This window comes from Rhodococcus sp. H-CA8f (assembly GCF_002501585.1).
Lineage (GTDB): Bacteria > Actinomycetota > Actinomycetes > Mycobacteriales > Mycobacteriaceae > Rhodococcus_F > Rhodococcus_F erythropolis.
On record NZ_CP023720.1, the window covers coordinates 4,269,310 to 4,284,746 of the forward strand.

Here is a 15,437-nt window from a genome sequence, read left to right on the forward strand (position 1 = left end):
TCGCCCGACCAGGCTCGTATGCGCCGGCTGATCAATCAGCGGCGCCACCGCGCAACACACGCTCAATAATCAGCCCGATAGCGCGAACGCCTTCAGGAGACATCATTTCCAGGTGGTGAACGTCGACCAATTCATCCGTCAGTCCTCCGTGCGCGTACGGACCCCAAACCTTGTCGGCTTGCTTTGCGCCCGAACGATCCAACGAACTCACGAAAGTGATCGGCCCCCCGAACGACTGCGGCCGATGGGCGTTGATCAGCTTCGCCGAAATCGCAATGCTTGTGAGCAACCGTTTGATCGCAGACGCATCGAGTCCGATTCTCTCTCCGTCGACAGCCGCCAAGATCTCTGCTGACCTCTCGACCGACAATTCATCGAGACTTTCGTTCTCGCCGAAGACAATCCCTATTGCAGCCAACTCAGCGCGCACCTGGACAGCATGCTCTGATTCGTCGCGTGTCTCCGGCGAACCGTCCAGCAAGATCAACGCCTCAACGATCTCGCCTCGCTCCTCCATCTTCGCCGCAACCGCTTGAGCGATGATCGCGCCGAGCGACCAACCGAGAATTCGGTACGGGCCTGACTGCTGAACCCGGGTGATCTCGTCCACGTAGCGATCTGCGTAATCGTCAAGGGATCGTCCCTGGAATGCCTCATCAGTCAGAACTGGGCTCTGCAACCCATAGAGCGGAATCGAACGGTCCACAACTGCCGCCAACGGTGCAAAAGGCCACGCCAGTCCAACGAGTGGATGAACACAGAACAACGGCACATCGCTCCCTGTCGTTCTCAGCGGCAGAAGCGTTCGTAGTGCATCATCGGTTTTCGCATCGAAGCCCACCCGAATTCCGAGCGCAATCCGTTCTGCAAGTTCGCTGACCGTCGAAGTCGCGAAGATGAGTCGCAGTGGGACCTCCACGGAAACTGCTGCGCTCAGCCGAGCTGCAACCCTCGCTGCGACCAATGAGTTGCCACCCAACTCGAAGAAGCTATCGTCCGCCCCGATTTCCTCGACACCGAGAATCTCCGAAAAGACGCTTGCGACAAGTAGTTCAGCTTCGGTAGAGGGAGCTCGGAACACCGCAACCTCGAACACCGGCTCCGGCAACAACTTCCGATCCAACTTCCCCGAAGCATTCAACGGCAACGCATCCAACACCACAAACTGCGACGGCACCATATACGACGCCAACCGCTCCCCCACACCCACCTTCACCACATCAACATCAACCGAAGACCCCACCGCAGCAGTGACATACGCAACCAACTGATCACGCCACACCACCACCACCACAGAACCCACACCCACCTGATCCCGAACCGCAGACTCGATCTCCCCCAACTCGATCCGCTGACCACGCAACTTCACCTGAAAATCACTACGACCGACATACTCGAGCTCACCCGACACACCGATCCACCGCACCACATCCCCCGTGCGATACATCCGCGAACCCGACACGCCGAACGGATTCGCCACAAACCGCTCCGCCGACAAATCCACCCGCCCGAAATACCCACGAGCGACCTGCACACCCGACAAATACAACTCACCCGCAACACCCACCGGCACCGGACGCAACCGCGAATCCAACACCAACACCGACGAATTCCACACCGGAGCACCCATCGGCACCACCACACCCACACCATCGAGCGGACCCGCCGCCGTCGCATGCACCGTGAACTCCGTCGGACCATACAAATTATGAACCTCAACCGACGGCAACACCGACAACACCCGACCCACCACCGACGCCGGCAACGCCTCACCCGCCGCGAAAATCACCCGCAACGAACCCAACCCACCACCACCGAGACGCGAAATCGTCGCCTCCGACGTGTCGACAACCTGATCGACGAACACCTCCAACATCGACGGCACAAACGACACCATCGACACCGACTCCGCCGCCACCACCGACGCCAAATACCCCGGATCCCGATGACCGTCATGAGTAGCCACCACCAACCGAGCACCCACCGCCAACGGAACAAACAACTCCCACACCGACACATCGAACGTCACCGGAGTCTTGAACAACACCACATCAGAACCCGACACCGCATAACGCTCCGCCAACCACGACACCTGATTGACCACACTGCGATGACTGACCGCCACCCCCTTCGGCCGACCCGTCGACCCCGACGTGAAAATCACATACGCCGTATTCCCCGACCGCAACGGCGCAACCCGATCCACATCAGAGACAGGCGCACCCGAAAAACCAGACACATCAACAACATCAACCTCGACCACCGGCACAACACCAGCATCGAAACCAACATCAGACGTACTGACCACACACACCGGCGACGCCGACTCCAACACATACCCATTACGCTCCGCAGGCTGATCCGGATCCACCGGAACATACCCACCACCAGCCCTGAGCACACCGTAAACCGCAACCAACAAATCAACCGACCGACGAACCGCAACACCCACCAACGACTCCGGCCCCACACCCACCGAAACCAAATACCTGGCAAAACGATTCACCCGAGCATCGAACTCCGCATACGACAGAGACTGCCCCTCGAACGAGACCGCTACCGCACCCGGTGTCGCCGCCACCTGCGCATCGAACCCATCCAACACCGACACACCCGCAACCTCACGAGCCGTGTCATTCCACCCCTCGAGCACCAACGAACGCTCAACAGAATCCAAAATATCAACGTCACCCAAAATGGTTGACCGATCAGCAACGACGGCAGCCAGGATGCGTTCGAATCGGGTTGCCATCGAGGCCACCGTCGACTCGTCGAACAGATCCGTCGCGTACGTGAACGTCGCCGCCATCCCGGCCGGGGCACCGGAGTCGTCGAACTGCTCGACCATGGTCAACTGCAGATCGAACTTCGCCGCCACCGCGCCGGTATCGATTCCCGCAACCGTCAGATCGCCCAACTGCAACGCGGTCTGGCGTGCGCTCTGGAACGACAGCATCACCTGGAACAACGGATTACGAGCCTGCGACCGCGCCGGATTAAGCACCTCCACCAACCGCTCGAACGGCACATCCGCATGCGCAAACGCACCCAGATCACCCTCACGAACCCGACCCAACAACCCCGAGAACGACTCCGAAGAATCCACCTCCGTCCGCAACACCAACGTATTGACGAACATCCCGATCAAATCATCGAGAACCTGCTCACCACGACCCGCCACCGGAGTACCGATCGCAATATCGGACGTCCCCGACAACCGCGACAACAACGCCGCCAACGCCGCATGCACCACCATGAACAACGACGAATTCGACTCACGCGCAGCGTCACTCAACGACACATGCACATCACGATCAATCACGAACGAATACGCAGCACCACGATTGGACGCCACCGCAGGCCGCGGACGATCAGCCGGCAAATCCAACTGATCCGGCAACCCCGCCAACGCCGACTCCCAGAACCCGATCTGACGCGAAATCAACGACCCCGCATCATCTTCCGAACCAAGAGTCTCCCGCTGCCACAACGCGTAATCCGCATACTGCACCGCCAACGGCGCCCACCCCGGAACCTCACCCCGAGAACGAGCCTCGTACGCCACCATCACATCACGCGTCAACGGCCCCATCGACACACCATCACCACTGATGTGATGAACCACCAACGCCAACACGAACTCCGACTCCGACACCGCGAACAACCGCGCCCGAACCGGAACCTCCACCGCCACATCGAAACCGGTCGACAAGAACTCCGTCACCGCACCAACGACATCGGACTCCGACACCGCCACCGGCGACAAATCCAACCGCACCCGATCCGCAGACAACACCTCCTGGAAGCCGACACCGTCGACCTCCGGATACACCGTCCGCAAAATCTCATGCCGCGCAACAACATCCGACACAGCAGCCTGCAGAGCCGCCACATCCAACAACCCCGACAACCGAATCGCCACCGGAATATTGTCAACATTGGATCCTGGGTCGAATCGGTTCAAGAACCACATCCGCTGCTGCGCCAACGACAACGGCACCCGCTCCGGACGCACCCGAGCAGTCAACGCCGCCCGCGCACCCGAACCAACCTCCGACTCCACCCGAGCAGCCAACAACTCCACCGACGACGCCTCGAACAACACCCGCACCGGAACCTGCGCATCCAACGCCTGCCCCAACCGCGCCGCCACCCGAGTAGCAATCAAAGAATTACCACCCAAAGCAAAGAAATCGTCATCCAACCCGACACGCTCGACCCCGAGAACATCCCCGAACACCGACGCGACGATCTCCTCCACCGCCGTCACCGGAGCCCTGAACACCGCGGCCTCGAACACCGGCTCCGGCAACAACTTCCGATCCAACTTCCCCGACGCATTCAGCGGCAACGCATCCAACACCATGATCAACGACGGAACCATGTACGACGGCAACACCGCACGCAGCGAATCCGTAAGCGCCACAACATCAACCACCGCACCCGACGCCGGCACCACATACCCAACCAAGCTGTCACCCGACTTGGCCGAAACAACAGTCACTGCAGATGCGGATACCGATGCATCAGCCACCAAAGCCGACTCGATCTCCCCCAACTCGATCCGCTGACCACGCAACTTCACCTGGAAATCGCTACGACCGATGTACTCCAACTCCCCCGACGCATCCCACCGCACCAAATCGCCCGTGCGATACATCCGACCGCCCCCACTGCCATCGGCAAACGGGTTCGCAACAAACCGATCCGACGACATTGCGGCCCGCCCGATATACCCGCGCGCCAACTGAATGCCCGATAGATAAAGCTCGCCGACAACACCCCTTGAAACCGGGTGCAGCCTGGAATCCAGGACTAACAGCCCTGTATTCCACACAGCAGAACCAATCGGGATCGACACGGTCTCGTCCGATGTGACTGCATGGAAGGTCACATCAATTGCAGCCTCGGCAGGACCGTACAAATTCTCCAAGCATGCTGATGGCATCACTCCGAAAACTTCCGCGGCAGTGCCAACTTTCAAGGCCTCGCCACCGGAAAACACCAGCCTCAAGGAAGGAATATTGCTGGCACATTCGGCTGAAATGAATAGGGCCATCATTGCAGGCACGAAGTGCGCGACCGTGACCGCATGCTCCCGGATCAACTTCGCTATGTACTGAGGGTCACGATGGCCATCCGGTTCGGCGATCACCATGCGCGCGCCTACTTGGCACGGCCAGAACAACTCCCAAAGTGAAACGTCAAATGTGGACGGAGTCTTGACCAGCACCACGTCCGACGGGTCCAAATTGTATCGATCCTGGCGCCAAAGCATCTGGTTTACTACGGCGATATGCGATACCAGGACGCCTTTCGGCGTCCCGGTAGAACCGGAAGTGAAAATCACGTACGCAGGGTGACCTCCCCGAAGAGCAGACAGTCGCTCTGAATCGGTGATCGGATCAGTCGAATACGTATGCAGGTCAAGACTGTCAACATCAACCCAGGAAGTCGGCAACTTCGCGTCGAGTCGACCATCAACCGTAAAGTCACGCGAGTACAAGACAACGGCCGGCGCCGCCGTTCGCAAAACATAAGAGACGCGTTCAGTCGGATGCGATGGGTCCAGGGGTACATATCCGCCACCTGCACGAATCACCGCATGGGCTGCGATCACCCAAGATATAGACCGCTCCATGAGCACGCCGACCAGAACCTCAGGTCCAACACCTTGCGAAATCAGATGTCGGGCCAATCGATTGACGCGCGAATCGAATTCGCCATAGGTCAAGCTTTCGTCACCGTAAATCAGCGCAACATCCATCGCGCGCTGAGCCGTACCGACGACATCCACCAATCGCGTCGCGGGCAGTTCCCGACGATTGGCGCGCGATCTGTTGTAGATCTCAATTCGTTCAACACCATCAAGAAGATCGACTTCTCCCACCAGCGCCGATGAATCGTCGAGAACTGTGCGCAGGATGCGTTCGAATCGGGTTGCCATCGAGGCCACCGTCGACTCGTCGAACAGATCCGTCGCGTACGTGAACGTCGCCGCCATCCCGGCCGGGGCACCGGACTCGTCGAACTGCTCGACCATGGTCAACTGCAGATCGAACTTCGCCGCCACCGCGCCGGTATCGATTCCCCCAACCGTCAGATCACCAAGTCGAAGCACCGACTGCTCCATGTTCTGGAACGACAGCATCACCTGGAACAACGGATTACGAGCCTGCGACCGCGCCGGATTAAGCACCTCCACCAACCGCTCGAACGGCACATCCGCATGCGCAAACGCACCCAGATCACCCTCACGAACCCGACCCAACAACCCCGAGAACGACTCCGAAGAATCCACCTCCGTCCGCAACACCAACGTATTGACGAACATCCCGATCAAATCATCGAGAACCTGCTCACCACGACCCGCCACCGGAGTACCGATCGCAATATCGGACGTCCCCGACAACCGCGACAACAACACCGCCAACGCCGCATGCACCACCATGAACAACGACGAATTCGACTCACGCGCAGCGTCACTCAACGACACATGCACATCACGATCAATCACGAACGAATACGCAGCACCACGATTGGACGCCACCGCAGGCCGCGGACGATCAGCCGGCAAATCCAACTGATCCGGCAACCCCGCCAACGCCGACTCCCAGAACCCGATCTGACGCGAAATCAACGACCCCGCATCATCTTCCGAACCAAGAGTCTCCCGCTGCCACAACGCGTAATCCGCATACTGCACCGCCAACGGCGCCCACCCCGGAACCTCACCCCGAGAACGAGCCTCGTACGCCACCATCACATCACGCGTCAACGGCCCCATCGACACACCATCACCACTGATGTGATGAACCACCAACGCCAACACGAACTCCGACTCCGACACCGCGAACAACCGCGCCCGAACCGGAACCTCCACCGCCACATCGAAACCGGTCGACAAGAACTCCGTCACCGCACCAACGACATCGGACTCCGACACCGCCACCGGCGACAAATCCAACCGCACCCGATCCGCAGACAACACCTCCTGGAAGCCGACACCGTCGACCTCCGGATACACCGTCCGCAAAATCTCATGCCGCGCAACAACATCCGACACAGCAGCCTGCAGAGCCGCCACATCCAACAACCCCGACAACCGAATCGCCACCGGAATATTGTTCGCCGACGACAACGTATCGAAACGGTTCAAGAACCACATCCGCTGCTGCGCCAACGACAACGGCACCCGCTCCGGACGCACCCGAGCAGTCAACGCCGCCCGCGCACCCGAACCGACCTCCGACTCCACCCGAGCAGCCAACAACTCCACCGACGACGCCTCGAACAACACCCGCACCGGAACCTGCGCATCCAACGCCTGCCCCAACCGCGCCGCCACCCGAGTAGCAATCAAAGAATTACCACCCAAAGCAAAGAAATCGTCATCCAACCCGACACGCTCGACCCCGAGAACATCCCCGAACACCGACGCGACGATCTCCTCCACCGCCGTCACCGGAGCCCTGAACACCGCGGCCTCGAACACCGGCTCCGGCAACAACTTCCGATCCAACTTCCCCGACGCATTGAGCGGAAACGCATCCAACACCATGATCAACGACGGAACCATGTACGACGGCAACACCGTACGCAGCGAATCCGTAAGCGCCACAACATCAACCACCGCACCCGACGCCGGCACCACATACCCAACCAAGCTGTCACCCGACTTGGAGTCAGAGTGCATCACGACGACGGCGTCGTTGACGTTCTCATGTGTGAGCAGGGCTGATTCGATCTCACCCAGTTCGATCCGCTGACCACGCAACTTCACCTGGAAATCGCTACGGCCGATGTACTCCAGCTCCCCCGATTTGGTCCGTCGAACCAAATCTCCGGTGCGGTACAACCTGGCGCCGGCTGATCCGAATGGATCGGCGACAAATCGCAGCGCCGTCATAGCAGGCTCACCGTGATATGCACGAGCCACCTGCGGTCCACCTAAATACAGTTCACCGGCCACACCCACCGGCACTGGCGCCAACCGGCCGTCAAGCACAACAGTGGACGTGTTAGCGACGGGCGAACCGATCGGGACGACCACCGCCTCAGGAGTCGCCTCCCAAGCTGTTACCACCTCGACCTCGGCAGGCCCGTACCAGTTGTGCAGGCTCGCCGACGCGTACCCGCTGAATCGGCGTACGGTGTCGGCGCTCAACGCCTCTCCTGCGACAAAGACGCGACGCACCGACTCCGGCAGCGGCGCGGGCACCGCGGACATGAATGCGTTCAACATCGACGGAACGAAATGCACCGTCGTGACCCGCTCTTGCGCAATGGTTTTCGCAAGATAATCTGCGTCCCGGTGTCCGTCGGGAACCGCGATGACCAGTTTCGCTCCAGTTTGGAGAGTCCAGAACAATTCCCAGACCGAAATGTCGAAGGTGATCGGCGTTTTGTGCAGTACCACATCCGAGCGATCAAGCCTGTAGGTCGCCTGAGCCCACACCAACTGGTTCACCGTTGCGCTGTGTGTAATCGCAACGCCCTTGGGGCGACCTGTCGAACCTGAAGTGAAGATCAGATACGCCGTGTTTTCCGATCGCAAAGGCGAATTGCGTTCAGAGTCGGCTATCCGGCGAGATGGGAACCCGTCCAAGTTCAGAGCCTCGACAGTCACCATCCGTCGACCCGTCGACGCGAACTGATCGCGAGCGGTAGTCAGAATCAGTACCGGATCCGCCGCCTCGACGACGTACTCGGTGCGTTCTGCTGGATGATCTGGATCGATAGGAACGTAGGCGCCCCCAGCCTTCAGAACGGCGTAGATCGCAACCACGAGTTCAATGCTCCGACGCATCGCCACACCGACCAACTGCTCAGGTCCGACTCCTTCGGAAATGAGGTGACGCGCGAGTTGATTGACCTTGGCATCGAACTCCGCATACGTAAGTTCAATTCCGTCCATGGCCAACGCGACAGAGTTAGGCGTCCGCGCAACCTGCTCGTCGAACAACGAGACCAGCGTTGCATTGTCCGAGCACAAAGAACCGGCCGAAACAGCTTGTGCCAGTACCTGTTCACTCTCGCTCTGTGAGAGTACGGGAATATCACCCACCAGTACGTCCGGAGTTGCGGACACTGTGTTCAGAATTCGCAACAGACGATCGACGAATTCCAACACCGTTGATTCGTCGAACAGGTCGGTTGCGTAGTTGAACGACCCGTGCATCCCCGAGGGTTCTCCCGACTCGCTGATGACCTCGGACAGAGTGATCTGAAGGTCGTATTTCGCCGTTCCCGAGTCCGCTTCGATCCCGGAAATCGTGAGTTCTGGCAACACGAACTGCGTTTGCGCAAAGTTCTGGAACACCAACAAAACCTGGAACAGCGGTGAATGCGCAGTAGAACGCACGGGGTCGATCTCATCCACCAACCACTCGAACGGCACATCCGCATTGGCAAACGCCGATAGATCGATTTCACGCACCTGCTCCAGGAACGAACCGAATCCTTCCGACGCTTCGACGTTCGTGCGTAAGACCAGCGTGTTGACGAACATACCAATCAGATCGTCGAGTTCGGCCTCGCCGCGTCCTGCGACAGGAGTACCAAGGACCACGTCCGGAGAACTGCTCAGTCTGGACATCAAAACAGCCACCGCCGCGTGAATGACCATGAAGACAGTCACGTTGTGGCCCTCTGCGAGCCTCGACAAGCCTGAATGAAGGCGTGCATCGACCGTGAAATCGACTGTCGCTCCGCGCAATGACTGAATCGCCGGCCTGGCACGATCCAAGGGGAGATTAAGGACGGGGGGAACGTCAGCCAACTGCGCTTGCCAGTACGCAATCTGCTTCGACGCGATCGAATCCGGGTCGCCGTCCGAGCCCAACATCTCGCGTTGCCACAACGCATAGTCCGCATACTGCACTCCGAGAGGCGCCCACCCCGGAACTACGCCCCGAGATCGGGCCTCATACGCGACCATGACATCGCGCCCGAGTGGACCGACCGAGGAACCGTCTCCGGCAACGTGGTGGATCACGACAACCAACACGTAGTTGTCAGAGCCAAGGCTGAACAGTTTCGCTCGAACGGGGACCTCAGCACCGACGTCGAATCCCTGTCCGACAACCTCTGATAGGCGCAGCATTACAGACTCGGCGTCGACCTCGACTGGACTCAAGTCCAGCACGACATCTTCGGGTGGAACAATTACCTGCATTGGTCCATCTGTATCGCTTGGGTACAACGTTCTGAGCGACTCGTGCCGTGCCAGGACATCGGAAACAGCAGCTTTCAGCCCCGCCACGTCCAGCTTCCCTGAAAGCCGGATCGCGAGAGGAACATTGTAGACCGGCGACTCTGGGTCGAGTTGGTTCAGAAACCACATCCGTTGCTGTGCAAGGGACAACGGCACCCGCTCCGGGCGCACCCGAGCAGTCAACGCCGCCCGAGCACCCGAACCGATCTTGGTCTGAACCCGGGCAGCCACGCCCTCGACCGAGGACACCTCGAACAGCACCCGTACCGGAACCTGCGTATCGAGCGCCTGCCCAAGGCGGGCAACCATCCGAGTTGCAATCAGCGAATTGCCACCCAAAGCAAAGAAATCATCATCAAGCCCGACCCGATCCACACCCAACACCTCGGCGAAAACCGAGGCAACCGACTCCTCCACCGGAGTCACCGGAGCCCGGAACGCCGCAGCCTCGAACACCGGCTTCGGCAACAGCTTCCGATCCAACTTCCCCGAAGCATTCAGCGGGAACGCATCCAACACCATGATCTGCGACGGCACCATATACGACGGCAACACCGACCCCAACGAATCCACAAGCGCCGCAACATCAACCACCGCTCCCGACGTCGGCACCACATACCCCACCAACTGATCACCGGTCTTGGTCGACACCACCGCCACCGACGACACCGACACCGACACATCGGCCACCAGGGCCGACTCGATCTCCCCCAACTCGATCCGCTGACCCCGGAACTTCACCTGGAAATCGGTGCGCCCGATGTACTCGAGCTCCCCCGACCAGCCCCACCGCACCAAGTCCCCCGTGCGGTACATCCGATCGCCGACACTGCCATGAGTGAACGGGTTCGCCACGAAGCGATCCGCCGACAAATCCGGACGAGAAACATACCCACGAGCCAACTGATCACCCGCAAGATACAACTCACCCGCAACACCCGCCGGCACCGGACGCAATCGCGAATCCAAGACGAAAACCTGCGAATTCCACTGCGGCACACCAATAGAAGCCACACCACCGTGGACAGCATCCGTCACATCCGCGAACGTGATCGACACCGCGGCCTCGGTCGGACCATACAAGTTGTGAACCCGCGCGCTTGAAACAACACCGAAATCGCGCACCGTCTGCGCCGGCAACGCCTCGCCGATGACGAACACATCACGCAGCGAATCCAACTGGCTGGCAGAGACTTCCCCCGCGAACACCGACAGCATCGTCGGCACGAAGTCCGTCACCGTCACACGCTGATCAGCGATCACCGACGCCAAATACCCCGGATCCCGATGACCGTCATGAGTGGCCACCACCAACCGAGCACCCACCGCCAACGGCAGGAAGAACCCCCACAAAGACACATCGAACGTCGTCGCAGTCTTCTGCAGATACACATCCGACCCGGTCAGAACATACTGCCCCTGCATCCACGCCATCTGATTGACGATCGCCGCATGCGAAACCGCCACACCCTTCGGCTTCCCCGTCGACCCCGACGTGAAAATCACATACGCAGCATTCGAAACACGCAACGGCGCAACACGATCCACATCAGAAACAGGCGCATCCGAGAATCCGGACACATCCAGCTCGTCGATCAAGACCACATCGAATTCACCCGGCAACACCACACCGTCACCAGCAGTGGACAACACACAGACCGGTGCCGCGGTCTCGATAATATGACCATTGCGCTCGACCGGATGATCCGGATCCAACGGCACATACGCCCCACCCGCAGCAACCACTGCATACATACCAACCACAAGGTCAACCGACCGGCGCATCGCCAACGCCACCAACGACTCCGGCCCCACACCCACCGAAATCAGATACCGTGCAAGACGGTTCACCCGAGACCCGAACTCCGCATACGACAGAGACTGTCCCTGGAACATCACCGCCACCGCACCCGGCGTCGCCGCCACCTGCGCAACAAACCCGTCGAGCAACAAAGCGTCGTCAGTCAACTCGTGAACAGTGTCATTGACCGTCACCAACACCTGCGAACGCTCGTCCTCACCGAGCAACTCCACATCCCCGACAACCGAATCAGGCTCCGCCACCATCGCTTCCAGAACACGCACCAACCGCTCCGCAAACGAAACAACTGTCGACGCGTCGAACAGATCCGTCGCATACGTCAACGACATCGGCATCCCCACACCGACGCCGTCCTCCTCCAACGGCGTCACCGTCAACTGCAGATCAAACTTCGCGATCTCGACACCGGCGTCGAAACCGGCAATCGACAGTCCCGGCAACTCCACGACATCCTGCGCCATGTTCTGAAAGAACAACGCAACCTGGAACAACGGATGATGGGCCTGCGACCGCGCCGGATCAAGCACTTCCACCAAACGCTCGAACGGCACGTCCTCGTTGCCGAACGCCCCGAGATCGACCTCACGAACCCGACCCAACAACGCCGAGAAAGACTCCGAAGAATCCACCTCGGTCCGCAACACCAACGTATTGACGAACATACCGATCAGATCGTCCAGCTCCGGCTCACCCCGCCCTGCGATCGGAGAGCCCACCACAACGTCGTCACTACCGCTCAGCCGCGCCAACAACACCGCCAACGCCGCATGCACCACCATGAACAACGACACATTACGATCAAGCGCCAACTGCTCGAGCGCTCGATGTAACCGCGCGTCTATCGAAAACTGGTAACTCGCCCCCTGATTGGATGCCACCAACGGCCGCGGGCGATCCGCCGGCAGCTCGATCCGCTCCGGCAACCCCGCCAACACCGACGTCCAATACCCCAACTGCTCGGACATCAACGACGACGGATCCCCCTCGGACCCCAACACCTCACGCTGCCACAACGCGAAGTCCGCGTACTGCACCGCCAGCGGCGCCCACTGCGGAACCTGACCACCCGCACGCGCCACGTACGCGACCGACACATCACGCACCAATGGCCCCAACGACACGCCATCAGCAGCAATATGGTGAATCACCAACGCCAATACAAACTCCGACGAGCCCGTCTGGAACAAACGAACCCGCAATGGCACCTCGACCGTGACATCGAACCCCTCTGCCACCACTGGCGTCAGCACACCGAGCAAGTCGGCCGCGTCGACAGTTTCGGGCAATACAGTTCCCACGAATTCGCCCACCGGAAGTACTTGTTGGAACCCGATGCCCTCGAATTCCGGGTAGACGGTCCGCAACACCTCGTGCCGCGCAACAACATCCGACAGCGCTGCGGACAGTGCCGAAACATCGACGGCACCGGACAACCGCAACACGATCGGAATGTTGTTCACACCAGACACAGAGTCGAATCTCGACAAGAACCACATCCGCGACTGTGCAAGGGAAAGAGGTATCCGCTCCGGACGAGAGCGAGGGGCCAAGGCAATTCGCACATGCCCCGCTGAATCTGACAGAACAGATGCAAGTCCGGAGACTGTCGAGTACTCGAACAGCGTTTTGACCTGAACCCGCACATCGAAAGCCGCACTGAGACGCCCGGCCAATTTCGCAGCAATCAACGAGTTGCCGCCGAGTTCGAAGAAGTCGTCGTCAGCGCCGACTCGGTCCACCCCCAAGAGTTCTTCGAATACGCGCGCGACCAGGACCTCACCAGCGGAGGATGGCGCTACAAACTCTCGAGCCTCGAATACGGGATCAGGAAGTGCTGCCGAATCCAGCTTTCCTACCGGCGTCAAGGGGATCTCGTCGATGACAACGACAGCCGCCGGAATCATGTGACGGGGAAGATCCGTCTTGACCACTGCCAGGACGTCATCCCCGGACAACACGGCTCCAACTGCAGGAAGCACATAAGAGATTAGAGCCGTTTCACCGCTGGGCAACACTCGCCCGAGAGTTGTCACAAACTCGACCCGTTCGTCGAGTGCGATGACCGCGTCAATTTCAGTCAACTCGATGCGGAAGCCACGGATCTTGACCTGGGAATCGGACCGTCCGACGTATTCGACGCTACGATCGCCGGCAGCACTTTCCGTCCACCGCACCACGTCCCCCGTGCGGTACATTCGTTCACCCTGGGCCCCAAAGGGATTCGCGATGAATCGATCGGCCGTCATTCCTGCCAAATTGTGGTATCCGCGCGCAACCTGCGGCCCTGCAAGATAGAGCTCACCCGTAGTCCCCGTCGGTACAGGCTGCAAGCGAGCATCCAATACCAAAGACGCTGCACCACGAATCGGACCACCGATCGTGACGGGATCACCCGCGCCGAGTTCCGTCATGTTCGTGACGATCGTCATCTCGGTCGGGCCGTACGCGTTGAAAAAGTGGCGTCCGGGCGCCCACTTCGCGACCAACTCTGGCGGACACGCCTCACCCGCGACCACGACGACAGCAACATCGTCGAGTCCAGATGGATCCACCGATGCGAGCACCGAAGGAGTAGCGCCGACATGCGTCACTCGCTCTGTCTTGATCAGCTCGGCTAGCTCGGGCCCACCGTAGATGCTCGATGGGGCAATCACCATGACGGCGCCTGCTCCGATCGTCTCGAGTAGTTCGAAGATCGATACGTCGAAGCTTGGAGTCGTGAAGTGCAAAACCCGTGAATTGCCGTCGAGCGACAGCATGCGAATTTGCTCTCGCTGCAGGACGGCTAGCCCCGAATGCGAAACAACAACACCCTTGGGTCGCCCTGTGGAGCCGGATGTGTAGATGACGTACGCGGCGTGCTGCTCACGCAGTGTTCTTACCCGCTCGTCATACGTCACTGGCGCGCCGGAGACAGCGGCCAACGACTCGACAGTGTCCGAAGCATCGATCGAGATCCACCCGACCGAGTCAGTTAACCCGGCGCGTGCACCCTCAGTGGTCAACCCGACCGAAACTCCAGAATCGCTGATCATGTAGGCCACGCGATCGGCAGGATAGTTCGGATCAACCGGGACGAAGGCGGCGCCGGACTTGGCGACTGCCCACAGTGCCAGAACGGACTCGATGGACCGCGGTATCGAAATTGCAACCCGATCCTCTGGCCCCATGCCGCCGGCGATCAACAATCTCGCCAAACGAGACGATTGCTCGTCCAACTCTGCGTATGACAGCGAACGTCCTTCGAACCGCAACGCCTCCCGCTCGGGCCCCAGCTCGACGGCCGCCGCCAGCAGTTGCGGAAGCAACGATGTGCTGGCACGACGGCCGCGTGCCGGACGCTCTCGACGTGCCTTGCGAGCTACCGACGTCCCTGGCGTCACACCATCGGAGCTCATG

1 protein-coding gene is annotated in these 15,437 nt (G+C 59.9%); it reads right to left on the bottom strand.

Annotated elements, in window-relative coordinates; genetic code table 11:
• Positions 1 to 31 precede the first annotated feature (31 nt).
• The gene (locus tag CPI83_RS19980; protein ID WP_097387614.1) at positions 32 to 15,436 is read right to left on the bottom strand and encodes a non-ribosomal peptide synthetase; all 15,405 of its coding nucleotides are present in this window, start codon (positions 15,434 to 15,436) and stop codon (positions 32 to 34) included.
• Position 15,437 lies beyond the last annotated feature (1 nt).